The sequence below is a fragment of the Paenibacillus sp. PK3_47 genome, assembly GCF_023520895.1.
Taxonomy (GTDB): Bacteria; Bacillota; Bacilli; order Paenibacillales; family Paenibacillaceae; genus Paenibacillus_AQ.
Genome location: NZ_CP026029.1, coordinates 3,471,919 through 3,498,258 on the forward strand (window position 1 = coordinate 3,471,919; position 26,340 = coordinate 3,498,258).

Consider the following 26,340-nt stretch of genomic DNA (forward strand, 5'->3'; position numbering starts at 1 on the left):
AACAATGCTGACCAAACTTTTAGGGGATGAGAGATAATGCAGCTTAAGAAGCTAAATGATAAAAGTATCGACCAATTGTTCGAGGCAATTTTAACGCTCAAAAATATGGAAGAATGCTATGTATTCTTTGACGATCTGTGCACCGTGAACGAGATTCAGTCGCTGTCCCAGCGTCTGGAGGTTGCACGCATGCTCGGCAAAGGTTCAACCTATAACCAGATTGAAGCAGAGACCGGGGCCAGCACGGCAACAATTTCGCGTGTCAAACGCTGCCTGAATTACGGCAACGACGGCTACAAGATGACACTTGAGCGTCTGGGACGTTAATCCATGAAGCCGGGCGTACTTATTATCAGTCACGGTTCACGCGACAAGGTGTGGGTATCCATCGTAGACGAGGCAGTAGAACATCTTGCGCTCGAGGAAGAACTGCCGGTGGCGGTGTCTTTTCTGGAGCTGGTAGAAGGCCGCCTGATTCAGGACGGTATAAATGAACTGGAACATGCAGGGGTCACAGATATTATTGTGATCCCATTGTTCGTTTCCTCAGGAAGTACGCATGTTGATGAGATAGAGTATGCACTCGGCGCCAAGCCTGCGCCTGAACGTGAGACGGACCTTGAGCCTTTCCAGGTGAAGGCCAATATTCATTACGGCTATCCGGTGGATGACGATCCGGATATTGCCGTCATGATCTGGGACAAGCTCCGTGAGCTGTCGGAGAATCCGCAGCAGGAGACCATTCTGCTTGTAGGCCACGGAAGCATCCATGACGGCTTCCGCCAGCGCTGGATACAGGGCATCTCTTCGCTTGCTGAGCGTGTGCGCTCGGTGAGCGGCGTTGCTGCCGCCGACTACGGCCTGCTGAATCCGGACAGCGTGCGCAGCAGGGTGCAGTACTGGCAGGAGCAGGGCCATACGGTATTAGTGGCACCGCTCTTTTTAAGTGAAGGATATTTCACCAAGGTAGTCATTCCGGCGCGGCTTCAAGGGCTGGAGTATGCCTATTCGGGCCGGACACTGCTGCCGCATCCTTTGCTGCCGCACTGGATCGGGGAGCAGGTAAAGGCAAAGCTTGCGGCGCTGCGGAGCGGCGAGTGAACCCGGATGAAGCGTGTGAAGAGTGTGCTCAACTATTCAATTAAGGCCATCCAGAACAGGGCATAAGCTGCTGATTATTTAGCTGACCCGGGCGCTGGCGGTGTTGATTACGGCGGCTGCCGCATATATTATATTTATACCTTCTGCGGGCGCGGCTGTCTTAAGATGGTCTTAGAGGGCAAAGATATAATAGTATAAGCCGCCGAGCATTGCTTGAGGGGTGCAGAATTGGGTATAATCAGTAAGGTTATCTATTATAAAAACAGGTGGCGTTCCGGTAATGAAAACTGCGAGATTGATTTACAATCCCACCTCTGGACGGGAAGAGATGAGGAAGCGGCTCGCCGACATTTTGGACCGGCTGGATATTGGCGGCATTGAAGCCTCCTGCCATGCAACGACAGGCGAAGGCGATGCCACTGCAGCTGCAGCGGATGCGGTTGAGCGCGGATATGATCTGATCATAGCGGCCGGGGGCGACGGCACGCTTAACGAGGTTATTAACGGTATGGCCGAGAAGCCGAACCTGCCTCCGCTAGGCGTATTGCCGCTGGGGACTACCAATGATTTTGCCCGGGCTATGGGCATTCCGAAGAACTGGGAAGATTCATGCGACCTCATTATCAAGCAGGAGTCGCGGCTGATCGACCTGGGCAAAGCCAATGACCGTTACTTCATTAATATAGCCGGCGGGGGCAGGCTGACAGAGCTGACCTACGAGGTTCCGAGCAGACTCAAGACCATGATGGGCCAGCTGGCTTATTACCTTAAAGGGATCGAGAAGATGGCCAGCCTCTCGCCTCAGGAGCTGTACATCCGGGCGAACGGCCAGGAACTGATTCATGACGAATTCATGCTGTTCCTGATCGCCAACACCAATTCCGTCGGCGGCTTCGAGAAGCTGGCCCCGGATGCCCGTATTGACGACGGATTGTTCGACGTCATCGGGGTCAAGAAATGCAACCTTGCGGAGTTCATCCGCCTGGTTACCCTGGCAATCCGCGGGGAGCATTTGCAGGATAAGAAGGTCGTCTATTTCCGTACCGACGCCATGGAGGTTACCTCCCCGGGCTATGTCCAGCTTAATCTGGACGGCGAACTCGGCGGCACGCTGCCGGGACAGTTCCAGATCCTGCCGTCGCATTTGCGGATTTTTGCGCAGAATCATTAAGACAGGCAGAAATGAACGATAGATTAGCAAGGATATAGTGCGTAATAACTAAGGCAAGGAAGAAATAAAGTGCAGGTGGCTGCAAGGCTGGCCTGCGCTTTTATTGCAAAAGCGAAGATAATGAAAGAAGTGAACTTATAGATATGAGTAAACACCGCAGTGGACGCAGTGCAAGCCGCCGCGAAGCAACGGCGCCTGTCGCCGGACTGCCAGTGAACAAGAATGACGAGGTTATGCTCGATATTATCGGCATGACCCATGAAGGCGAAGGGGTGGGCCGCGTCGAGGGCTTTACCCTTTTTGTGCCTAACGCTCTGCCCGGTGAGAAAGTCCGGGCCAAAGTGCTGAAGACCAAGAAGCAGTACGGCTATGCGAAGCTGCAGGAGCTGGTGCAAGCCAGCCCGAACCGCATCGCGCCGCCCTGCGCCATCTATGACCAATGCGGCGGCTGCCAGCTGCAGCATATGGATTACACCGCCCAGCTGGCTTGGAAACGCCAGCTGGTGGTGGACAACCTGCAGCGGATCGGGAAGCTGGGGGTTATGGAGGCAGGTGCAGGCCGGGCTGCAGCTGGGGAACTGGGCGAAGATGCTGCTGCCGGATCGGCGGCACCGGAAGAAGGCATCATCGTCCGCCCTACTCTGGGCATGGACGAGCCTTGGCGTTACCGCAACAAGGCCCAGGTGCCAATCGGCGTTACCGATGGCGGGCTCGTCGGCGGCTTCTACGCCCGCGGCAGCCACCGGATCGTCGACATGGAGACCTGCCTAATTCAGCATGAGCATAACGATGCCGTCGTTGCCGCCGTGAAGCGCATCGGCAGAGAACTCGGCATCTCCGCCTACAACGAAGAAACCGGACGCGGCCTGCTGCGCCACGTCGTCGTGAAGAAAGCCTTCCGCACCGGCCAGATGATGCTTGTCCTCGTCACTAACGGACGCGACATCCCGCATCTGGACGCCTGGCTCGGCAGCATCCGCGAAGAGCTGCCCGACGTGGCCAGCATCTGCCAGAACATCAACACGCAGAAGACCAATGTGATCTTCGGCAATGAAACCAGCGTCCTATGGGGCAGCGATGTGATTTACGATTATATCGGCGATGTGCAGTTCGCCATCTCGGCCCGCTCGTTCTATCAGGTGAATCCGGATCAGACCGAAGTATTGTATGGGAAAACTGTAGAGTACGCCGGACTGACCGGCCATGAAACGGTCATCGATGCCTATTGCGGTATCGGGACGATCTCCCTGTTCCTGGCACAGCATGCGGCTAAGGTATACGGCGTGGAGATTGTGCCGGAGGCGATTGAAGATGCCCGCGCGAATGCACGCCTTAATAATATGAACAATGTTGTTTTCGAGGTGGGAGCCTCCGAGGACGTCATCCCGAACTGGAAAGAGCAGGGCGTGACGCCGGACGTAATCGTCGTCGATCCGCCGCGTAAAGGCTGTGACCCGCGCCTGCTGGATACCATCCTGGCGATGAAGCCGGAGCGTGTGGTGTATGTGTCGTGTAATCCGTCCACACTGGCAAGAGATTTGCGGGTGCTGGAGGATGGCGGGTACAAGACCGTGGAGGTTACTCCGGTGGACATGTTCCCGCATACGGTGCATGTGGAGGCTGTTTGTTCCTTGGTTTATAAGGGTTTGTAAGAAGTGTGAGGTTAGGATTGGGGACGGAATGGGGACATGGGCCTTATTAACGTCCCTTTTTGCTGTGAAAATTTAGGCGGATCGTCAGGTACAGATGTCTATTTTTACTTTAAGCGCAATGGGCTGATCTCAAACTCCTCGAATTTGTCATAACCTCCAACTTTTTAGAAGGGTCATTCATGTTAGCAATTTCCGTAATCCACCTTTATATTTCCAAAACAGACAGATAGCGAGCATTCTCCCCAGAGGCTTTGCATTCCTCGCGGGGGTAATATTCAATGATCCACCTTTATCGATAAGTAGTGCTTATTTATGAGGTTATTCGTCAATATTTTTACGACAATTTACACCTATTCCAATTTGAACCACCAGGTAGTAATATGTTAAAGCACACATACGATATAGGGGGTTAGATGAGTGACTTCAATGCAGCAAACTATGGATACGGAGAGACTTGAGGGTTTCTCGCAAGCAATACAGGCCATTAGCGACGAGGTGAATATGGTTTGCAAGGGGTTATTCTCGGTGCGTAAAGAGGCAGGGACGGATTATGAATGGGAAGTAACAGCCTACGGAAAAAAGGTGTTTATAAGCTCGGATGAGATTTCCAGGATATTGAATATAGGTAGTAATACAAATTTAAAAGAGAAATTTAAGGAACTGGTAGCCTGGAAATTAAGGGCGGTCAACAGAGCCATTCTATAAAAAGTTTTTTCTCTTATGAATATTTGGGTAAGTACTATAAGAACTACCCTATTCATGAGAGGAGTAATGAACATGGACACAGAAACCAAAAAATCAATAGCCGTAGGTGCCGTTGCAGGTGCAGTAGTAGGTGCGGGTGTAGCTGTTCTGGTCGCTCCGCAGCAAGGTCATAAGGCACGTGCCAAATTATCCGACATGGCTGATAAGGTTAAGGAAAAAGGCTCGTTACTTAACGAAACAGGTCTTGAGCTCGCTGGAAAAGGGCAGGAAGTCGCAGGGGTCATCAAAGAGTCCCTTGGCGTTGCCAAAGAAATAAAGAACGAAGCACAGACAGTTACTCAGGATATTAAATCCGAGATCCAAAAGTTCAAGCAGTAGAACAACATTACGTGTTCTAGCATTTTAAATACATTTGTAACGAATAGCATGGAATAGAAAACCGCCTTCTTCAAGGTGGTTTTTTATTTATGCCGTTCATTTGTAAGGGGGCTAAGGGCTGAGAATGCAGAGCCTCATTCAACTGCTCGACTTGCGGATTGGTTAATATCTCGAAATACAGACAGCACAACGACACCCCCTCCGCTAAGGAAGGGGGTGTCGTTGTGCTGTCAACCTCTTTGCGTCTAATCCATTTGCTTCAAGGCTGGGTTGAGCGGAGTATGAGTTAAATAATCTGTTTACTCCCTCTCGGTAATCAAATGAAGACTCGATAGGAGCCGCTGAATCAATGCCGCTGTTTCCGCACGAGTAATCTGTTTCTTGGGTTCAAGCTTCGATCCGGTTCCTTGAACAAGTCCGCTGGCAACGGTATTAGCAATATCCTGCGCTGCCCATGAACTAATGGCCGAATGGTCTTCGAACTTAGAAAGAGACGCAAGAGATACCGCTGGTTTTGTTTGAACAATATTCATAGCGCGCGAGATTAACACAAGGGCTTCTTCGCGTGTAATTGTTTTATGCGGACCAAAGGTTCCGTCTTCGTAACCCTCGATCAGTCTATACTCCACTGCTTTCTGTACAGCGCCCATATACCAATCGTCAGATGCTACATCCTTAAATTTATCCGTCCTGCTGTCCTCGGATAGTCCGAGTCCGCGAACGAGTAGAGCTGCAAATTCAGCACGGGTAATGGAAGCGTCCGGTTGGAATTCATTAGCGTTCATACCGGTTACGACAAGACGTGAAGCCATATCCTCTACGGCTTCTTTGGCCCAATGCTCCTGCACGTCGGCAAAAGATTTTTGATTCCAAATCAAGCTGTACGAGCTGTTGGTTAAGCTGTTAATCACAGCGGCATATTTTCCATCCCGCACAGTTACGGCAGTGGGAACATGATGCACGGAACCGTCTGCATTAAGGACAACAGCCGTTGTTATTTTTGTGGGGTCCACACCTTCAGGAATTGAAATTTCACGTTTTACGTAAGAGTCAAACTTTTCAATTCTCACACTTTTGCCACTGTGGGCCGCTGTAATTGAAAAATCAAATGACTCGCCTGTTAGTGTGAATCCTTGGCGCCGGCCTGCTTGTTCAAAGAGGTTTGCTTGTTCAGCGGTGCCGGCGGCAATGGAAACGTAAATGGTGATTTCCGGCAGCGGTGTACCGCTGCCCAACTGGGCGGAAACCTTACCGATTGCAATGAGATCGGCAGGTATCTCGTAAGCAGCATCCGGCGTTTCGATGCGAAGAATCCCATTTCTGTCTTCCAATGCCTTTACGGCATCACCCGTAAGCACGGCTGAAATTTCATCCGCTTTTGAAGCTACATTAATAACCACTGTCGGTGTTTCACTTAGTTTAGCCAGATGGTTTTTCAGTTTCAGTGCATCAATTGCTGCCACAACCGTAGTGGCGCCGCCTTTCTGCACAATGGAAGCCTCAGCGATTTGTTCCTGCTGTAGTCCATTTACGAATACTGCAAATCCTTGAATGGAGGGATCAGATTGCTGAGCCGTTCCTTCAGGGGTAGCAGTAGCCGGGGTGTCGGAGGATTCGTTTGAACCGGATTCTATCCTGCGTTGAACATGAATTGTGTATTTCTTTGTTGTAATGCCGTCCGCTGCTTTAACTATGATTTCGATATCATTCATCCCATAGTTAAGATTTACGGGAACAGCGGCCCCGCTAGATACAGCCTGTCCATTAATAGTAAGAGTCGAATCAGCGTCGTAAACAGACGCTATTACCGTCGTACTGTTATAACTGGAACCTACAGACGTCTGGTAACTAAGCACGTCTGGAGCAAAACCAGGCGAAAGGACGGCATTAGCTACCGTAAGATCCTTTAGGTCTGCATTAAAACTTGGCTGCCTATTTACGGTGATGGTATAAAGGAGCTGCCCGTTATTCTGCGAAGTTACTACAACAGGAATCACGTTGGCTCCGACATTCAGACTTACCGGAACAGGCACATTGTTGCTTACCGTAATCCCATTAACGGAAACGATAGAATGCTCGTCGTAAACAACAGCGGTAACGGATATGCTGTAGACGTTGTTTGCAACCGTAGTGCTGTAGCTGGTGACCGAGCTGTCGAAAGCCGGACTTAGGTTGGCTATATCCAGACTTAAGTTATTTAGCGCCGGTAAACTATTATCCAGAAGAATGGAAGCGCTGCTGTCTGAAATGTTGCCCGCTTCGTCCCGAAGCTGGAGATAAACCGTTTTAAGGCCGTACCCCGCTTCCAGCGTCCAATCGATAACGGTGCTAATGGGCTGCCAATCATCCCGCCAGGTGATACCGTCATTGGAAAGCCGCATGAAGCCCGGGCCGCTTACCTTTAACAGCTTGAGACGCACCGCGTTCGTATTCGTAGCAGGCGCTCCGTCGTTAATGCTTAGAACAGCAGTTGGTGCCGTCTTATCGATACTAAATCGCACCGTTACTTGATTGTTTGATGCGTCGGTAACCGTTAAATGATAAATTCCCTCTGTGCTTACTACCGTACCATTGACAAACGGTTGACCGTTTAGCTCAGCCGTGCCTTCGTTAAACGTAATCGTGATATCGTTCTTGGATATTTGACCATCAGTTACTCCGGTGATAATTGGTAGCTTTGCATCAAAATTAATTGTATCGGTAAAGGACTCCATGTTGCCAGCTGCGTCGCGAACTTCCATCGTTACACTCTTGGCTCCATCCGAATTCTCAAGCATCCATGACTTGGTTGAAGCCGCGGACTCCCATGCGCTCCAAACGCCGTCACCATTGGAGAAACGAACTTGGACAGGGCCGTTGAGATCATGCGCAGTTAGGCCAAGTGTAACCTCTTGTTGATTTGTAAAGCCACCCCCGCCGTTGATGATCAACGATCCCGTCGGCTTGATGGTGTCTACCACAATGGTATCACTAGACGAGTGGATATTCCCGGCTTTGTCACGTACTTCCATATAAACCGATTTAACACCGTCACCCGCGCTTACGTTCCATGTCTTAGGTGAAGTAACCGGCTCCCACTGGCTCCACTCCCTATCTTCGTTGGCAAGGCGCATTTCCTCACCGCTATTCACGTCGGTGATGGAGAGATTGACGCTGAACGACGCTGTGAACAACGCTCCGCTTTCAATGGCGACCTCTGAGGTAGGCTCTTTCTTATCCACCGTAAAAGTAACCGACGTTTTGTTGCCGGCCGCATCGGTCACCTCCAATGTGAAGGAGCCGTCTTCACCAACGGTTGCACCCGCCGTAAAAGGCTGTCCGTTAAGTGTGGCCACCCCTTCATTGAAAGAGATGGTCAAGTCCGAGCTGCTTAACTGTCCATCGGTTACGCCGGAGATGATTGGTTTAGTCATGTCCAAGGTAATATCGCGAGTCATCGCTTCCGTATTCCCCGCTGGGTCGCGAATTTCCATATAGACGGTTTTGATTCCCTCGCCGCCTGCCAGATTCCAGCTTTGAGTAAGGGCGGGTTCCTCCCACGCGCTCCAGTCTGACCCATTGTTGCTAAAACGCGTTTGTACCGCACCGTTATTGTCCGAAGCGGTGATCTCCAGAGTAACAGCATTCTTACCTGTATGGCTCGCTCCCCCGTTGATTGTGAAGTCGCCTGCCGGCTTTGTCTTATCGATGCTGAACCGGATTGTAGTGGTATTGTTCACTTCATCGATAACCGTTAGTTCATAAGATCCTTCTGCTATTACTTGTTCGCCGCTCTGGAACGGATCCCCATTTAGAGTCGCCGTGCCTTCATTGAACGTGATCGTAAAATCAGCGTTGCTTAATTGCCCGTCGCTTATTCCCGTAACGATTGGTTTGGTTTGATCCAATTCAATCGTGTCGTTGAAGGAAGCCGTGTTTCCGGCCTGATCGCGCATTTCAACGGTAACTTCCCGAATTCCTTCCCCGTCTCTCAGAGTCCATGATTTTGTGGAGGAGAAAGGCATCCAATCTGTCCAACTGCCACCGTCGTTCATCAGACGCATGTCAACCTGACCGTTCGGATCCGAACCGGTAAGGTGCAACGTTACATCGGTGCTGCCGGTCTTTGCGGCTCCGCTGTTAATCCCAACCGAGCCTGTCGGCGGTTCGCTATCCAGTATAATGGTACCGCTATAATCAGCCGTATTGCCGGCTTCATCGCGCAGCTTCATGTAAACGGTTTTCGTGCCGTCTCCCGCCTCTAACGTCCAAGCTTTACTCGCTTTGGCTGCTTCCCAGGCACTCCATGCTGAATTGTCATTGGAGAAGGCCATGTCGGCAGCGCCTTGAGGATTCGTCACAGTCAAATTAACGTTGGTTGAGCGGGTGAAGCCATCACCGTTCTGGATACTAAAGGTTGCCGAAGGATTGGTTTTGTCGATTGTAAATACAATGGTCGTCTCATTTCCGGCTTCGTCCGTTATGATTAAGGTATGCGGACCTTCGGCTGTCACTTTATCCCCGCTCTGAAAGGATTGTCCGTCTACCGTGGCCGTTCCTTCGTTAAAGCTGATAATGAGATCCTGATTGGTCAGCTGCCCATTTGTCACACCTACAGCCACCGGTTTCTGAGTATCAAGAACAATGGTATCGTTATAAGTCTGTGTATTGCCTGCTCCGTCGCGAAGCTCCATATGGACGGTCTTATTTCCATCCGAAGCTGACAGTACCCAGGTCTTGAACGGTATGACATTTTCCCAGGAGCTCCAAGTGCCCTCATCATTGGAAAAACGCATCTGCACGGCTCCGCTTGCATCCGTGCCCTCAATACTTAAGCTGACGGAGGCAGAATTGGCGTAAGCTGCTCCTTCGTTGATAGTAATGGTTCCCGCAGGTGCTGTTGTGTCTAAGGTAATCGTATCGCTGAATGGATATATGTTACCTGCGGCATCTCGCAGCTCAGCATAGACCGTTCGCAGCCCGTCAGCGCCGTTCTCCAGCGTCCAAGCTTTGGATGCGGCAAATGGCTCCCATGTGCTCCAATTCACTCCATTACTGCTGAACCGCATAACTGCAGCTCCACCCTGCATATTTGAGAGAGTGAGATTGACGCTCTCCGTTAGGGTCTCAGCTGCCCCGTTATTAATCGCTATTTCTGCAGTGGGCGGTGTCTTATCGACAGTAAAGACAACGGTGCTTGTATTACCCGCAGGATCCGTGACAATCAGTGTATAATCGCCTTCCGTACCCACATTTGAGCCATTGTTGAATGGATGTCCATTTAGTGTGGCTGTTCCTTCATTAAAAGTGATGGTGAGTTCTTGGTTCGTAACTTGTCCGTTTGTCACCCCTGTTACTATTGGCAATGTAGTATCAAGGGAAATCGATTTGCTCAGAGCGTTAACGTTGCCCAATGCGTCTCTGAGCTCCACGGTTACTGTTTTTGTTCCGTCGCCGGAAGTAAGTGTCCATACTTTTGAACCCGTTACAGGTTCCCACGCACTCCACATCCCGGTTTCATTGGAGAAACGCATCTCCACAGGTACGTTCGCATCTGAACCGGATATATCCAACACGACATTTTGCGAACTAGTAGTCACTGCATCATAATTAATGGATAACGAGCCGTCCGGTGCTGTGGTATCCAACATAATGTTGTCAGAGTAGACCGCCGATTCCAAAAAGTCGGAGTCCCGCAGCTTCATGTAGACTGTCTTCGTGCCATCCCCCGTTGCTAAAATCCATGATTTAGACGTCGTGTAAGGCTCCCAGCTGCTCCAAGTTACGTTATCATTTGAAAATTGCATATGTAACGGCTGGTTTTCGGGATCTGATGCCGTCAAGTATAGTGTAACGTCCGGTAACTGCGTAGCTGCAGCGGAACTATTAATGTGAATAGAGCCCGCCGGTGCTTCGTTCACATTAACAACAAGAATGGTGAACGTTCTGTCAAATGTATGATTGGCTTTGTCCTTGACACGAATGCCGGCAGAATAGCTGGCTTTAGTCTCATAGTCAAATTGTCTCTTAGTTATCAATTGATTGCCTGAGATTTCAAATGCATCCGTGTCTCCGGAAATCAGTTCGAATACGGCTGTTTCATCACTGTCCGGGTCAACAGCGGTTAGTGTTCCAACTACAGTTCCAGCTGCCATGTTTTCAGCAACCGAAGTGTTAGTTAGGTTTATTTGTGTAGGAGCCGAATTGGCAGGCGGAGCCGCTTCATTCACTGTGATGGTGTACGTGGAACTCGTAGTACCGTCTTGAGCTATTACTACAATTGGAATCTCGGTAGAACCATCCGCTTCCAGCGTAACAGGGACCTGCTGCCCGTTTGGCGTGGCCGCCCCCTTCACAGTCATCGTCGCTGTTGCTTCCTGAAGAGTCGGTGTGACGGTTACGGATGTCGTACCGTAAGGAACCGAAGTGGTATAGTTCCTCGTCGCCGGGTTAAACGTTAAGCTGCCCGGTGTCACTTGAAGATTGCCCAGTAAAGCGTTCGAGCCGGCCGGCAAAGAGGGAGCTGCCGTCTTTACGGCCCCCGATGACCCGACCGCAATTGCGCGGCCTTCGATTACTTTGATACTGCTAAGGATCTGCCCCCCGCTCGCCAGTCCATTTTCCTTCTCCCAAGTAATGCCGTCCTGAGAGGAGATGATCGTCTCATTTGCCCCTGCAGCATAGAACTTACCTGCACCATACGTAACACTCCAGAGGTCTTTGCTAATATTCGACGACCGGTTTTGCCAAGTCACTCCGTCGTCAGAAGTATAAATATAGCCGCTAAATCCAACCGTAACAAACTTCCCGTTGCCGTAGGCGATACTGTTTAGCGCTTGCTGTGGTGCAGCGGACATAATCCGGTTCCATTGCACACCATCCGTTGAGGAATAAAGCACCGGCGTGTAGTCTGTGCTATCCCCGACTGCGATAAACTTGCCCTCCCCATAGGTAACTCCATAGAATCCGGCGGCGTCACCCCGCGAATAATTTCTCCAATTATGGCCATCTGAGGAAGAAATGATGGCACCGTCTGTTTCCCCTACAGCAACGTAGGCAGCATTATTTCCGTCATTCTTAATTGCGATGGAAGTAAGCCTTGCCGAGACGCCCGAAGCACGTTGCGTCCAGTTATCCCCACCAGTCGGGGATGTGAGAATCACACCATTAGCACAGACTACTACCCACTGTCCCTCCGTGTATTCTGCTGCTACTGCTTGGCAGCCTTTGGATGACAATGGTGTGGCCGCCTTACTGAATGTTGTTCCATTGTCAGAGGTGGAATAATCACCAAAAGCGGAAAAGATAAGCCACTTCCCATTGCCATAAGCAACGCCATTGAGTGCTCCCGTTAACCCTCCTGAGTTGCCATTGCTCCAAGAGGCTGTTGCCGCTTGGGCTATAGGGGCCCATTGTCCTATACCACCCGGGAATAGCAGCAGTATGCACACAAGCAGTAAACACATACCCCTTTGAATTTTAGTAAAACGACTTTTTACCATAGAACCCCCCTATAATGATTGCCTTTGGATACACTCCCCGATGTATCGATTTCGATGAACGCTAGTTCACATTTCTATCATAATTTATACATATGACATCAGTAAACAAAATTCGACAAATATCAAAACCTTAATGTAGTTCCTGGCTTTCTTTTGATGATTGGGAGGGGACAGCCTGCCGGTTTAAGCATAGTGTGTACTCTTTGCGCATTATGTCATTTTGCATATAATAATCTGGAGTAACTAATCTTTTACAATTATCAGTAGCTCTTGTTTGAACGTCTGTATTAAGGTCATATAAGTCAAAGTGGTTTTCTGTGATGCAGTCAAATTAAATTATTGTATCGGAGGGCGAATTAATAATGAAATTATTTCTGGTCAACAGCATTAGAACAAATAATTTTAATGATGAACAAATCATGGGGAAAATCCAAAATATGTGGGAAGAAGCCTACGGTAATCTGGGATATCATCAGAATAGTATCTTTGGTATTTATTATGACTATGAGAGTGACTATAAAGGTGATTATTCATTAAGCGTTGGTATTGAAGAAAGTTATGGGGAAGCTTTTGTTGAAATACCCAAAAACGGGAAATACGAAATATTTAAAGTGGATACTACTGACGAAAAAGGTGTCATTAATACTTGGAGTAAGATATGGGAACAAGAGGAAGCGGGTTTACTGGAAAGGGCTTACTCATATGATTTTGAAAAATATTCAACTAACGGGGAGATTGAAATTTACATAGCAATAAAGTAAAAAGTATTCAACATTTGTGGAGAGGGTAGCTTTACTAGAGCTCCAAATAGCACAGGATGAAAGACAAATAGACCGCAACCCTTTGCCGGGAGGGCGGTCTATTTGTCTTTATTGGTCCTTTATTGAAGACAGCCACCGGAAGACAGCCTACAGCCGCTGCACGAGCGTGGTATAGTAGGCGTTACCGTTTCGCTTATCCAGCTTTTCCGCTGTAGTAAGAGCTAATTGCTGGAAGTGTCTCGCGAGCGAATCTACCTCCCCGGACTTGTGCTCACACGGGTGTCCGGCCGGTAGCTTGACCTGGAAGCGGATGGATTCTTCTGCCAGCCGGCGGAACAGCTTGGCCGAATAGGCATTGAAGATCATCTGATCAATCGGGTTCTCATGATCGAGAGAAGAGGCGATATACTCTTCAAAAACCTCCAGCGCCTTGATAGGATCGGTCAAGGTCAGGTAACCAATATGCTCTCCCTGGTGATACAGAAAGTCGCGGTTACCTTTTACCAATTTGTAGCCTTTCTTCTGAAGCTTATCCGCTTCCTTCTGGCGGCCCAGCCGCAGGAGGGGGAACAGCACCTTGGTGATGGTCACGTGAGGGACCTCGCCGCAGCTCATTTTACCCTTGAGAATCGGCTCGGCAGCCTTCACGGCCCCTTCATCGTCTTCCCGCTTCGCCAGAAACTCGACAAGATGGTGCTGCTCACAGGCCTGACAATCGCTCATCTCATCCCGGTCCATGGATTGTACGATGTCCCATTCTGCCTGAGAAGCGTCCAGCTCCCCAAATTCCGCGAAGATGTGCGCCCGGTAGTAGTGATAGGTACGGCTGCTGTAGCCTTCGGCCGCATAGCGGGTCTTCATGTCTTCCAGGAGGTTCTCAATCTGGACGCGGTTAATTTCTGCAAAAGCGGCAATGCGGTCCAGAACCCACTTATAGGACCACAGCAGGCTGAAATCATCGAACCGGCCCGGGTTTTTATCATACTGTCCCAGCTGCCAGGAAAAGGCGACCAGCGCCTTCATCGGATAGCCATGGAAGCTGCCGGTCTCTACGATTTCGCTGCGGGCCTCATAGCCCTGATCGAGATCTCCTGCGGCATCCGCTACCCGTACCGCCTGCTCCAGCAGCGCAAGCTTAGTTTTTCCTCCTGGCGTGTCATAGGCTTCTTCCATTAAATCTTCAAAACTCATCTCGGTCAAATTCATCTATTTATCTCCTCCTGTGGAGTGAATGGCCGTCATACCCCAATCAATAAATTGAATAATGCCTTTGTTCAACAGCGCCATCTCCTGGCGGTTCATCGGATAATGTCCCATCATCAGCGCATTGCAGTACAGCATTTCGACAATGGAAGGCAGCATCGCCCGATGTGCCGGACGAAATGCCCGCTCAATGACAGGGTTGTTCAGGTTAAAGTAGAGCGTTGCGTATGCCGTCTCCTGCAGCGCAGCACCCAGGCTGCCCAGCACGGAGGACAGGGCGTCAGTGCTCACTTCTTTGGTCGCCTCGAGTACACGCCACTGGGCCGACTCCTCGGACAGCGTATAGAGCACAGGAATCTCCTCTGGCTTGAAGCGGCGCAGCTGCACCTGGCAGCGGAATTTCTGCAGCACACTGTCTGCCAGTCTTACGGATTCATAGTAGTCCAGCCGCTCTTGAGGTGTGATATCGGTAAAGGATAACGACACCTCCTCCGGCAGCAGCCGTTCAGTCTGCACGTCCGGGTCAATGAGCGGCAGGCGGGACAGCAGCTCGGCATCATAAATATACCCGCCATTCACGACCAGCATGGATTGGGCCGAAGCCACATGGGTAATCTGGCGGTATTCGTCCAGCGTCGCAGTGAAGTAAAGGGGAGGCTGCTGCTTCAGCTCGCCCAGCGGCTTCCTTCCATATGTGCTCTCAAACGGCAGCCACTCGTGAATAATGGAATAGAACGATAAATCTTCTACCGCGAGGGCCTTCATGGATAAGGCATGCAGCGAAATGATGGATTGCAGGCGATCCGGATCATATTCCGCCATCCGCATCAATTCCTGACGAATAGTGTTTCCGAGCTCTTCACGTACCTGCTCCAACTGAGTGTTCTCATAAAAATGTTCCCGGGAAGCGGTCGGCTGCAGCTCATCGGTCCAGATCATGCATTTGACGAAGAACGCCCAGTCCGGCAGGATATTGCTGGCGGCTTCGGAGACCAGCATGTGCTTCAAGTACACCCGGTGATTGCGTTTGGCATTCAGGTTCACCGCCTGCGGCAGGATGAAGGCGATGCCGCCCGTCCGGCCTGAGGAGGTGTGCAGGGGAATGAAATCGCGGAACGTCTCTCCAAGCACATGCTTGCCAAAGGCCAGTACCTCTTCACGATGCTTCCTGGCCAGCTGCGGATCTTGTACCCAAGGAGGGGATAGCGGATTAATTAAACGGGTGGAATGATCGGACACCAGCTGGATGGGATAAGGCAGCAGAGCGCCGTAATGGAACAGCCATTCCTGCAGATTGTCTTCCTCGAAGTAAGATTCAGAGCCTTTTTTGCAGCGCAAAAAAACCTTGGTTCCCGGAGCGTGTGCCCCTTCGAGCTTACGAATTGTATAGGTTCCGTCCGGCTTCCCGCGCCATTCCAGTGCAGGCCCGCCCTTGGCGGATTGGGTAACCATGACGATATCATCACTCACCATGAAGCAAGACAAAAGCCCGATGCCAAACCGCCCGATAAAGGAGGTGTTGACCTGGAGAAAGTCCTCGCCCCGCTTAGAGGATTGTCCGATCATTGCCAGGAACTCATGGATTTCCTCCTCGTTCAATCCAATCCCGTTATCTTCTACTAATAAGGTGGCTCCGGTTGAGGTCCCGCTTACCTCAACATGAATCTTGCCTTCATATCCTCCCTGGGAATAAGCCTGCCGTGCAGTAATCGCGTCTATACCATTTTGCAGCAGCTCTCTGAGGAATACCTTCGGGCTGCTGTACAAATGGTTAGACAAAATGTTGATCATACCGCTCAAATTGACCTGAAAGCGGTAGGTATCCTGGTTGTGATTCTCCATCCTTGTTCTCCTGTTCTGTAATTTTTAGCTTGTGCTTCATACCAGCAAACCGTTATGTAGGCGGATACTGCTCTATGTATTACCCAAAAGCCACTTTATAAGAAACAGATATTTCCAATCCCTGCTCTTTTTAAAATTCGGGTAACAGCACGATAGGATGATACTTCTTGTTTGTTGCCATGCCTCAGGTTGTGATTTAATCAGGAACAAGCTATGATTTATTGAAAGAAAAGCTATATAGATTGAACCCATAAATGTGATATTAGGGGAAAGTGGCGGAGGAGAAGTTTGGAACTGCAGGAGCGCTAGCGTCCGCCTTTGTCACCGGATTTCAACCGATACAAGCGGTACAAATCAAGAAATCTGGGGACAACAGCGGCCGGAAGTCCAAACATTCTCTGGAGCCACCCTAATCCCAAAATAGAAAAATCTATCCTTCAATCTATATAGAAAACCAGGAGCCCACCAATGCCACATATGATATCCGGAACCCGTATTCCGGCCGGCACGAAAATGCTGTTTTTTATTTATTCAGCTGTATTAGCTTTGATTGGTTTATTTCAAAATAAGGTGATCGCTCTTCCGGCGCATTACCTTTTTGTATTTGTGATCGGGAATATACTGCTCTGCTTCTATTTATTTTTGGCCAAGGGTGCCAAGCCGGAATATTACGTGCCCATTCATCTTTTCTTGTGGATGTTTTTGTTGTATGCCAGCCATGCCTATTTATTCTATAGCTCAGCGCTTCTTTTTATCGCAGCTGCGATTTATTATATGAGGCAAAAGGCCATTCAGCCTTGGACCAAGAGGCTATATTATGCCGTTGCGTCAGCCAGTATAGTGATGGCAGTTACTCTGCATCCGGCGTTATTATTTACGGTCTGCACCTTGTACACCATCGTGATGGTGCTGCATGCCGAGCTGAATACGATGCAAAGATTAAATGTGATTATATTAGGGTTATTACATAGTTTGGCGATTATAGCTTGTGCCTCATCTTTTCTTTTGCCTTATCAGGAAAACACCATTTTTACATTGCCGACGAGCTTTTTAATCTACGTTCTCTATGTGGTGTCCACGTCAATGCGCCGGGTGTTATTCCGCTTTTTGTATTCAGAGTCTATTATTTTCGTAGGTATGATAGTTATGTTATTCGGCTACTCCATAGCCAGCTATAACAAGGTGTACTTGGGTAGCAGCAGTCCATTTGCATTGTATGTAACAGGCAGCCTGGTGTTGTTAGTGATGGCCTTTGCAGCATGCTTCAAGATACATAAGGTACTTCATGCGAAGTATGAGGTACTCCAGAGCGGGCTCAATGACTGGTTCGTGAAAAAATGGGAGGATGCACTAAGCCAGCAGGAAAAGGAGTTGTCCTGGTCCGGGTTTGACTCCAAGCTGGCCCTTGTTTTTCCGAATGACGGCATCAAAATCATCTATAAACACAAAGTCATGTATACCAGTGGAGTCTTTGTTGAACCTGGCTTTAAGCCGGGCAAGTCTCTTTATGCCGGAGAAGTCCTGCTGATGATTCATGAAACCCATACACACCAGTCCTTTACGCCCGGGCACTACTATACGGCATTTGCTCTGGCCCGTTATATGCAGAATAAGCTTAACCAATGGGAAGAGATGCGCAGGATGAAACTGCCGGATGCTGAACACAGCGGGGATTTCAGTAAGGAGTTGAGCTTCCGTAAAGAGGTGACGTATTATTTGCACGATAATATTCTCCAAAACATTATTGCGACTAAAAATATCGTTGCCACCTTACCCACGGAACAGTCTGCACTGAAGGAGCTGGCGGTTGAAACCTTGGCAGACCTGAATACATCGATACGCTCGCAAATGCATGAGATTTATCCGTCTACACTTGCGGATCTGTCTTTTGAGCGGAATATTCATATCCTGCTGGATGAAATGCGTAAGCGGTATGGTACCATTCCACATCCCCATATTCAATATGAAATCTTCGAGCAAATGGATGAGCAGTCTGCGTATTTATTTTACCGTACGTTACAGGAACTGCTGGCGAACACCTGTAAATATGCGGAGGCGGATCATATATGGATACATCTGTATTCCGCAGAGCATTGGATGATGGAAGTGAAAGAGGATGGCAAACCCATCAAGCAGGAGGACATGGAAGTCAAGATTAAGCATTTGGGGATTTCCAGCTTGAAGCATCAGGCGGGTTCACTTGGCGGAGCTTTTGAATGGGCACAGCATGAGGATTATAAATTGTTCACATTAAAACTTCCAAGGAGAACACATGAAGGTACTATTATTTGATGATCATAAACTTTTCGCCAAAAGCCTGGAAATTGTCATGGCCAATCATGTAGATGAATTCCTGTGCTTCCAGACACCAGACAACATCACTGACATTGTGCAGCAGGAACAGCCTGACCTGGTTTTATTGGATATTCATATGGGGACGTATAGCGGACTGGATGTATGCCGGGAGGTGTTATACCATTACCCTGAGCTGAAGGTCGCTTTTCTATCCGGATACAACCTGCATGAATACCATCTGGAAGCGAAACGCATGGGGGCTAAGGGCTTTTTGGATAAAAATATGTCCGTTGAAAATCTGATTGATAACATTAAGCATATCCATCAAGGGGGCACTATCTTCATGGAGAATGATGCTGAGGATGTTATTGAGGAGTTGACCCCGCGCGAGAAGGAAATTTTGCAGTATGCCAGTAACGGGGACACGCAGCAGGTGATCGCAGATAAGCTGTTTATCAGCAGACGCACAGTGAACAATCATCTAATGTCGATTAACGATAAGCTCATGGTGAACTCCACCGTGGCGGCTATTGTGAAAGGGATTGAGCTTGGCATCATTAAGCTGTCGGGCAATCGTTGAGAAAGTCCCGGCACGCGCACCAGAACCTATTAATGACTTGGGTAGGCTAATGCTAACGGACCTCAGATCCGTTATTTTGCGCTAGAGGTGGGTTTTGGTATCCTAACGGACCCCAGATCCGTTATTTCATCCGAAGGGGCGTATTTTACCCAACATTCGGCGGAATAAAGGAACTACGGTCTGTTAGCGATGGAAACGGGGCTATATAAGGCAAATAACGGACGCAGTGTCCGTTAGCGTACGAAAGAGGACGAGACAGATAACGGGTGCAGCGTCCGCAGACATGGAAATACAGCAAAGCAACCCAAGACCCTTAAGAGATCCGGGTTTCTCAACACGCTAAAGGCATCCGTTATGGATGCCCTTTTTATAGGTATTATTGAGCCAACACTGCAGATGTCTTTTGCGAAAAAATAAAGCGCTGAACGCAGATAGCCAGGATGACGAGTAGAGCAGAGATAGCGAGCAGAATCACATTGTCTTTAACCACATCGCCGATTGCAGGATTGTCAGTCCACGCCGCCAGCAGTGCATTTCGTCCGTAGATGACCGGGTTAATGTAATACACCAGCTTTTGCAAAAACTGCGGAAACATTTCGATCGGGAACGTTAAGCCGCCCAGGAACATCTGGTACATATAAAAAGCCAAGGAGACCGGATTATAAATCGAAGCTTTTCTTAAAATTGAAGTCAGAAAGAATGTAACTGCAAAATGAAAAATCTCAATGACGGCAAGGGTAACCAGAACCGGGATGATATTTTGCACCGGGAATACAGTTCCATTATAGAAGTAAGTAAATACAACAAAAGCAAAAATGACGGTCAGCTGAAAAGCAAAGGTAGCCATAAATAGAGTGAAGGAGAAGCGGAGCTCGTTAACACCCATGAACTTGAATTTTTGCAGATTCCCGCTTTCCCTCGCCTGCACATAAAACGAACCAAACACACTGATGACCGCATTGCCTATAATAATGATGATGTACAGCGGAACGAGCAGATCGGATAAGGCTGAGCCGCTGAACTCCACATTTTGCAGCATATATCCGAATAAAATATAGAAGCCGATCGGCATCAAAAAGGCCATGAGTACAGACGATTTATCTCTAAATAACAGTTTGAAATTATATTTAGTTAAGCTGATTACCGGTTTCATTTGGTGTCTCCTTTCTCATCCAGCTCATACCCGATGATCTGCAGAAAAGCATCCTCGAACGTCCTCTTCTGCAGCTGGATATCGTAGCCTCCGCATATTTTCAAGTTATCAAATACATCCTTCTCGTTTGCTTCGTCGTATTCAATCATTAATTTATTGCTGTGCTGCTTATACGCATATTTAAGAGAGGAGAATCGGAAGCTGGAATCCACAAGACAGGTCGCTATCTTTTGATTCGCAAAAGCATTACCAATGATATCAGGAACCGTCCCTTGCAGCTTGACCTTGCCCTGTTCAAGGACGATCACATAATCGGACAAGTATTCAACTTCATCGAGAAAGTGGCTGGTGAGCAGCATACTGACGCCTTTCTCCTTGCGGATTTTGTTCAGTAAATCCCAGATCATTCTGCGGGACATCACATCCAGCCCTGTCGTCAGCTCGTCCAGAATAATCAGCTTGGGATTGCCGATGGTCGCCAGCAGCACCGCGATTTTTTGCTTTTCCCCGCCTGAGAGTTTCTCCAGGTATGAATTTTTAAAAGGTAACATTTGTACACTCTGCAGAAGCTCATCCACCGTTTCCCGGCTGTCCAGCAGTTCAATGTAGAGCTGTACAATATCCTTCACCTTGGCGTTTTTTTCGAACGTAGACGTCTGCGTCTGCACCCGGATGTATTTATAGAGCTCCTTTTTGTTAAAACCATAGGTAATGGAGCCTTCATAGTTTAAGTTTTGCATAATGGCCTGAATCAGTGTGCTTTTTCCTGCTCCGTTATGGCCCACAATCGATACAATTCGGTTGTCCTCAATAGAGAAGGAGGCTTTGGTAACCGCATTGGTATGGGCTTTATGGTAGCGTACGGATACGTCCTGCAAGTTTAAGATCATAGTAGATGTGCTCCTTTCGTTGCTTACAAGAGCTATTTTATATGAATCAGGAGCCTGGGGCATGAGTAATTTGTGCAAAGTTGGACGGCTTGGTTATTGCTGATACTTAAAGATATAGTGGATATACTCCCTTGCACTTTGATTGATGTCCTCATCGCTGGCCTGAAATGAAGCCCCGAAGACAGCAAAATAGGGGAGTGCCGCTGCGCCCACGTGTCTGGTACTGGCTTTGAAGGGTGCGGTCACTTGATCCACGGTAAAAGAAACAGGGCCTTCCGGCAGATAACTTTCCTGTTTGTCGCCGATGGTCATGGCAAGTCCCAGCCTTTTCCCTTTAAGCTTGTCACCTGTTGATCCATAAGCCCAGCCGTAAGTAAAGACATCATCAAACCACTTTTTTAATAAAGGCGGATAACTGTACCAATAAAGCGGAAACTGAAAAATAATATGGTCATAGGCTTCTAATCGCTGCTGCTCTCCGGGAACATCAATACTCCAGTCAGGATACTCTTTGTAAAGCTCATGGATGGTAATATCGTTTGGATACTGCAGCAGTTCTTCTGTCCATCGCCGGTTTACCCTTGAAACCTCCAGATTGGGGTGTGCTATAATCACCAGTGTTTTCATTACGTAATCTCCTTTAACCAGTTGATATCAACATTATGTTGCAGGCCTCAGGAAAAGAAAATACACACAATAAAGTAAGGTGGTTACTTCAAAGTGTGTACTGGACTGGTACAAAAGAGAAATGCGATAATAATGATTTAGACTGGTTTATAAGCCAGCATAGACGAGGTGTTAATAATTATGAAGCAATATCATCTGGGCATAGAGGCAACGCTAGAAATTATCGGCGGGAAATGGAAAGCGTTGATCATATGTATACTAATGTCCGGCACAAAGAGAACAAGCGAATTACAGCACCATATTCCCGGGGTTTCCCAAAAGGTTCTGATCCAGCAGCTTCGTGAGCTTGAAAGGGACGGCCTCGTAATACGGTATGTCTATCAGCAGATGCCGCCAAAAGTCGAATACAGCCTTACGGAATATGGAGTTACTGCCAATAGAATCATTGATGTCATGTGTACTTGGGGCAAAGAGAATATTCAACTAAGGCAGCAGCAAGGGGAAGAGATTGTTTTGCTGGAGGATGAGCGTAATGGTTAGGGCCTGACTAAAAGTCAGGTCCTTTTTTTATGCTATCAAGCCGGATGAGATAAAGAGTTCGGACCAATGCAGAGGGGCTATCCGCTCTTTGTAATGTTTGTGGCATGTTGGTTCCCCGTTTACCGTCCGTTTACTTCCGATTTTTATAATTGGCTTGAAAAAGCCGGGAAGTATTTTAGCGAGATAGAAAGGAAATGAATTTATGAATCAGACACGGGTAGTACAGTTTCAACACGCAACAAAAAGAGCCGGGAAAAAGACGATCGTGAATGATCTTTCGTTCGATATTCCAGCCGGAGAAGTATTTGGTTTCTTGGGTCCCAACGGAGCAGGGAAAACGACCACGATCCGCATGATGGCAGGACTGATCAAGATCAGCCAGGGAGACATTCTCATTATGGGACACAGTATTACCAAAGACTTCAACAAAGCGATCCGGAATGTAGGAGCTATTGTAGAAAATCCGGATTTGTATAAATATTTGACAGGGTATCAAAATTTAAAGCATTATGCACGGATGGTTCCCGGCGTTACCAAAACCCGCATTGAAGAAATTGTGGAACTCGTTGGGCTGAAGGACAGCATTCATGACAAAGTAAGAACCTATTCTTTAGGCATGAGGCAGCGGCTCGGTATCGCTCAAGCGCTTCTGCACCGTCCATCTCTTCTTATTCTGGATGAGCCGACGAACGGGCTGGATCCCGCCGGGATTCACGAATTGCGCAACTATTTGAAAAGACTCGCTCATGAGGAAGGCGTTGCTGTTTTTGTTTCAAGCCATTTACTTTCCGAAATGGAACTGATGTGTGACCGGGTGGGTGTTCTGCAAAAGGGAAGGCTGGTCCGTATTCAAAGCATACGGGACTTTGTCCATAGCGGAAGTTCTTATGTGTGCGTCACTATTGAACCTTCCCAAATGGAACAGGCACAAAGGCTGATAGCCACTATAAATAAGTCAGCCCTGCCGGCAAGACAACCGGGGCAGTTATTGATTTCGCTGAACAAAGATGAAATACCAGCCGTCAATAAGCTCCTTATGCAAGCAGGCATCCAAGTGTACAGCATTCAAGTGCATGAGCAGTCTTTGGAGGAGAAATTTTTAGAGATCACGGAGGGGAAACAATGAGCGGACTGGTTGCCAACGAAACTATGAAAATATACAGCCGGAAATTGACATGGATTTTTCTGCTGCTGCTTTTTGCCATCACTATAGGTTCTTCGGTCTTAGGTGAAATCAGCAACACGAATTCCCAGGATTGGCGGGCAGAAACTACTCAAGCCATCCAGAAGTATGAAGAACGTTTGAAAATTACGGAGCTATCCCCTATGTTACGTGCCGATGCAGAAAATAAGCTGAAAATTGCAAATTACCGCCTTGAAAACAACTTGCCTGAACCCTCTAATAATCCGTGGACAGCTTTGCTCACGTTCTCCGGTTTAATCGAAATGGTTGTCGTTTTCGCAATCATCATTGCTGCAGATATGGTAGCCGGGGAATATACAAACGGAACGATGAAACTTTTGCTGATCCGCCCGCACAGCCGTGCCAAAATTTTGTTTTCCAAATATATCGCTGTGACTTTGTTTGCCATCGTTATGCTGATGCTGTTGGTTATATGCGGTTATGCCGCGAACGCTTTGTTGTATGGATGGGGCAGCATCCACACGACTGATTTATTCTTGAACCAGCATGGACAAGTGGTACAACGGAATGTTCTGGTACAGATCATAACAATGTACGGGTTAAGTATTTTTCCGGTTATGGGCTATGTCACCCTCGCTTTCGCAGTATCGGCGGTTTTACGCAGTAGTGTTTTGGCGCTCGGAATATCGTTATTCATTATGATTGTGGGCAATTCCATGATTGAAGCCACAGCAACAATGGAATGGTTAAAGTACCTTCCGTTTGCCAACAGCGATATCAGCCTGTACATTTACCATCTTCCAGCAAGACCCGAAATGACGCTGAACTTTTCCATCGCCGTAATGCTTGTATACATCGCTGCGCTGACACTTCTAAGCTGGTTCGTATTCAAGAAACGCGACGTATCGATTTAGTGGTCATGTAGTACATTTCGTTAGATAATAGAAAATAGAAACCACCCTGGCGAAAAAGGAGGAAGGCAGGTTGCGTTTACAAAAAATACTCATCATTGATGACGAACCCGGCATTGTCAAGATGCTGGAAACCATCCTTCGCAAGGAAGGTTATACGGCTATCAGCAGTGCCTTTACGGGTCAGGAAGCCTTGGCCAAAATAAGCCATCATCCGTATGACTTGATTGTATTGGATGTCATGCTGCCTGATACGGACGGATTCCAATTGTGTCAAAAAATCCGCCAGTATACCGCCGTCCCTATCCTGTTTCTCACTGCCCGCTCAAGTGATTTGGATAAACTGACCGGACTTGGGATTGGAGGGGACGATTATATTACGAAGCCGTTTAATCCGTTGGAAGTTGCCGCACGGATCCATGTCCAGTTCCGAAGGTTGGAACAATATCAAGCTGCTGCCCATAACACGGAGATTTATCGCTTCGGTTCTGTTGTGATTGATAAGAAAGCTGCCCAGTTATGGGTGAATGGAGAGGAAATCGCTTGCCCGGCTAAAGAGTTTGAGCTTCTCCTATTCATGGCTGACCACCCCAATCAGGTATTTACTGCAGGACAATTGTATGAGCATGTGTGGGGTTATGACAGCATCGGAGACGAGAAGACAGTTGCCATTCATATCATGCGCCTGCGTAAAAAAATCGAGCAGGATGCCAAACAGCCCTCTCTGATCGTTACGCTAAGAGGGATTGGCTACAAGTTTGTCCCTCCCCAAAAGGGTGACTTGATATGAGAGTGAATTTTACAAATGGCAAGTTGGTGGTCCGTTTTACATTGAGCTTTATCGTACATCAGATCCTGCTGTTCTTGACCGTCTCGCTGCCGGCGGTTTTTTATATTGTTGTGCTGAAGCAACCGGAAAAGCTCTTTTTCGTGAATCTGACAACAGTGATCATTATTGCGGCTTACCTTCTGTACTGTTTGTTTTATGGCTATTATGTTGCGCGGCCGATGGCTGATATTTTAGTGAAAATCAACAAGTTATCCTGCGGGGAGTTTCTGGTTCATGACAGGAAAAAACGTCATTTCTCCTTTTCCAGCCGTCTTTACAGGGAGGTCTACGCCAATCTTGAATCTCTGTCCCTGGCCTTGCAGGAAAATGAACGGAAACGGCAGGAGTTCGAACAGTTGAGACAGGATTGGGCGGCAGGCGTCACACATGATTTGAAGACCCCGTTGTCTTATATTTCGGGTTATACGGATATGCTTTTATCAGATGAACATGAATGGAACCAAGAGGAGAAAAATGAGTTTTTGCAATTGATCCGGGATAAATCAACCTATATGGAAGAACTTATTCATGACCTTGGAATGGCCTTCCAGATGGATCAGTCCGCTGGTTTTAAGGTTTCCTCACAAAAAATTGAGCTGGTGGAGTTCATTCGCAGAACGGTTGCAGAAGCAGCCAATATGCCTCTGAATAAAGCCAATCACTTTGAAATATTGGGTGGAGAAGAACCCCTGTATGTTATGGGGGATGCCGGTTTGCTGAAAAGAGCCTTCTCAAACCTTTTTGTAAATGCAATGGTTCATAATCCGGCAGGTACATCCATCACTGTGCATATCCAGGGTAATTCTCATGTCCAGGTACAGATCACAGATAACGGACAAGGCATGGATGAACAAAGTATCGCCTGTCTATTTGACAGGTATTATCGGGGAACTTCAACGGATACCCCCGCAGGAAGCACGGGATTAGGAATGGCGATTGTACAGCAGATCATCACCGCACATCAAGGAACCATCGAGGTCAAAAGTAAAGTAGGGCAGGGTACCTCGATTACCGTTCAATTGCCTCACAGTCAACATTCAGGAACTGACTGAACGTTATAAACGGCCTGCTTCTTTT

General features: G+C 48.2%; 20 protein-coding genes. 14 read left to right on the forward strand and 6 right to left on the reverse strand.

Annotated elements, in window-relative coordinates:
- Nucleotides 1–36: 36 nt before the first annotated feature.
- From C2I18_RS15485 to C2I18_RS15510, 6 genes are all read left to right on the forward strand, one after another.
- Nucleotides 37–327, forward strand: coding sequence for a YerC/YecD family TrpR-related protein (locus C2I18_RS15485; protein ID WP_039869680.1), 291 nt, complete (start codon nucleotides 37–39; stop codon nucleotides 325–327).
- 3 nt (nucleotides 328–330) lie between these two features.
- Nucleotides 331–1,101 (forward strand): sirohydrochlorin chelatase, encoded by a 771-nt coding sequence (locus C2I18_RS15490; protein ID WP_249896675.1) that lies wholly within the window; start codon nucleotides 331–333, stop codon nucleotides 1,099–1,101.
- 280 nt (nucleotides 1,102–1,381) lie between these two features.
- The gene (locus tag C2I18_RS15495; protein WP_249896676.1) at nucleotides 1,382–2,272 is read left to right on the forward strand and encodes a diacylglycerol kinase; all 891 of its coding nucleotides are present in this window, start codon (nucleotides 1,382–1,384) and stop codon (nucleotides 2,270–2,272) included.
- A gap of 143 nt (nucleotides 2,273–2,415) precedes the next feature.
- Nucleotides 2,416–3,924 carry a 23S rRNA (uracil(1939)-C(5))-methyltransferase RlmD gene (gene rlmD, locus C2I18_RS15500; RefSeq protein WP_249896677.1) on the forward strand — a complete coding sequence of 503 codons (1,509 nt, stop codon included), beginning with the start codon at nucleotides 2,416–2,418 and terminating at the stop codon, nucleotides 3,922–3,924.
- A 417-nt stretch (nucleotides 3,925–4,341) separates the two neighbouring features.
- Nucleotides 4,342–4,629 carry a hypothetical protein gene (locus tag C2I18_RS15505; RefSeq protein WP_249896678.1) on the forward strand — a complete coding sequence of 96 codons (288 nt, stop codon included), beginning with the start codon at nucleotides 4,342–4,344 and terminating at the stop codon, nucleotides 4,627–4,629.
- 72 nt (nucleotides 4,630–4,701) lie between these two features.
- Complete coding sequence (locus C2I18_RS15510) at nucleotides 4,702–5,007, forward strand: YtxH domain-containing protein (RefSeq protein WP_249896679.1); 306 nt, start codon at nucleotides 4,702–4,704, stop codon at nucleotides 5,005–5,007.
- A gap of 299 nt (nucleotides 5,008–5,306) precedes the next feature.
- On the opposite strand, the gene C2I18_RS15515 is transcribed toward C2I18_RS15510, so the two are convergent.
- Complete coding sequence (locus C2I18_RS15515) at nucleotides 5,307–12,149, reverse strand: cadherin-like beta sandwich domain-containing protein (RefSeq protein WP_249896680.1); 6,843 nt, start codon at nucleotides 12,147–12,149, stop codon at nucleotides 5,307–5,309.
- A gap of 701 nt (nucleotides 12,150–12,850) precedes the next feature.
- Between C2I18_RS15515 and C2I18_RS15520 the strand changes: the two genes are divergently transcribed.
- A complete protein-coding gene (locus C2I18_RS15520) occupies nucleotides 12,851–13,249 on the forward strand; it encodes a GyrI-like domain-containing protein (protein ID WP_249896681.1) in 399 nt (132 codons plus the stop codon).
- A 147-nt stretch (nucleotides 13,250–13,396) separates the two neighbouring features.
- Here the strand turns inward: C2I18_RS15520 and C2I18_RS15525 are convergent, their stop codons facing one another.
- Complete coding sequence (locus C2I18_RS15525; RefSeq protein WP_249896682.1) at nucleotides 13,397–14,455, reverse strand: hypothetical protein; 1,059 nt, start codon at nucleotides 14,453–14,455, stop codon at nucleotides 13,397–13,399.
- Entirely contained in the window at nucleotides 14,456–16,294 is a 1,839-nt protein-coding gene (locus tag C2I18_RS15530) for an HSP90 family protein (RefSeq protein ID WP_249896683.1), read from the reverse strand.
- A 468-nt stretch (nucleotides 16,295–16,762) separates the two neighbouring features.
- On the opposite strand from C2I18_RS15530, the gene C2I18_RS15535 reads away from it, so the two are divergent.
- Both C2I18_RS15535 and C2I18_RS15540 read left to right on the forward strand, forming a co-directional pair.
- Complete coding sequence (locus C2I18_RS15535) at nucleotides 16,763–18,586, forward strand: sensor histidine kinase (RefSeq protein WP_249896684.1); 1,824 nt, start codon at nucleotides 16,763–16,765, stop codon at nucleotides 18,584–18,586.
- Nucleotides 18,567–19,169 carry a response regulator transcription factor gene (locus tag C2I18_RS15540; protein WP_249896685.1) on the forward strand — a complete coding sequence of 201 codons (603 nt, stop codon included), beginning with the start codon at nucleotides 18,567–18,569 and terminating at the stop codon, nucleotides 19,167–19,169. Before C2I18_RS15535 ends, C2I18_RS15540 begins: the two co-directional genes overlap by 20 nt.
- Before the next feature lie 376 nt (nucleotides 19,170–19,545).
- Here C2I18_RS15540 and C2I18_RS15545 read toward each other — a convergent pair whose 3' ends face one another.
- From C2I18_RS15545 to C2I18_RS15555, 3 genes are all read right to left on the reverse strand, one after another.
- A complete protein-coding gene (locus C2I18_RS15545; protein WP_249896686.1) occupies nucleotides 19,546–20,322 on the reverse strand; it encodes an ABC transporter permease in 777 nt (258 codons plus the stop codon).
- On the reverse strand, nucleotides 20,319–21,212 hold the full coding sequence (locus C2I18_RS15550) for an ATP-binding cassette domain-containing protein (protein WP_249896687.1): 894 nt from the start codon (nucleotides 21,210–21,212) through the stop codon (nucleotides 20,319–20,321). Before C2I18_RS15550 ends, C2I18_RS15545 begins: the two co-directional genes overlap by 4 nt.
- 93 nt (nucleotides 21,213–21,305) lie before the next feature.
- The gene (locus C2I18_RS15555; RefSeq protein ID WP_249896688.1) at nucleotides 21,306–21,839 is read right to left on the reverse strand and encodes an NAD(P)H-dependent oxidoreductase; all 534 of its coding nucleotides are present in this window, start codon (nucleotides 21,837–21,839) and stop codon (nucleotides 21,306–21,308) included.
- Nucleotides 21,840–22,019: 180 nt separating this feature from the next.
- Here C2I18_RS15555 and C2I18_RS15560 point away from each other — a divergent pair, with 180 nt between their 5' ends.
- From C2I18_RS15560 to C2I18_RS15580, 5 genes are all read left to right on the forward strand, one after another.
- Nucleotides 22,020–22,379 carry a winged helix-turn-helix transcriptional regulator gene (locus C2I18_RS15560; protein WP_249896689.1) on the forward strand — a complete coding sequence of 120 codons (360 nt, stop codon included), beginning with the start codon at nucleotides 22,020–22,022 and terminating at the stop codon, nucleotides 22,377–22,379.
- A gap of 202 nt (nucleotides 22,380–22,581) precedes the next feature.
- Complete coding sequence (locus C2I18_RS15565; RefSeq protein WP_249896690.1) at nucleotides 22,582–23,505, forward strand: ABC transporter ATP-binding protein; 924 nt, start codon at nucleotides 22,582–22,584, stop codon at nucleotides 23,503–23,505.
- On the forward strand, nucleotides 23,502–24,437 hold the full coding sequence (locus tag C2I18_RS15570; protein WP_249896691.1) for an ABC transporter permease: 936 nt from the start codon (nucleotides 23,502–23,504) through the stop codon (nucleotides 24,435–24,437). The genes C2I18_RS15565 and C2I18_RS15570 overlap by 4 nt, the downstream gene beginning before the upstream one ends.
- A gap of 70 nt (nucleotides 24,438–24,507) precedes the next feature.
- Entirely contained in the window at nucleotides 24,508–25,224 is a 717-nt protein-coding gene (locus tag C2I18_RS15575) for a response regulator transcription factor (RefSeq protein ID WP_249896692.1), read from the forward strand.
- The gene (locus tag C2I18_RS15580; protein WP_249896693.1) at nucleotides 25,221–26,315 is read left to right on the forward strand and encodes a sensor histidine kinase; all 1,095 of its coding nucleotides are present in this window, start codon (nucleotides 25,221–25,223) and stop codon (nucleotides 26,313–26,315) included. Before C2I18_RS15575 ends, C2I18_RS15580 begins: the two co-directional genes overlap by 4 nt.
- Nucleotides 26,316–26,340 lie beyond the last annotated feature (25 nt).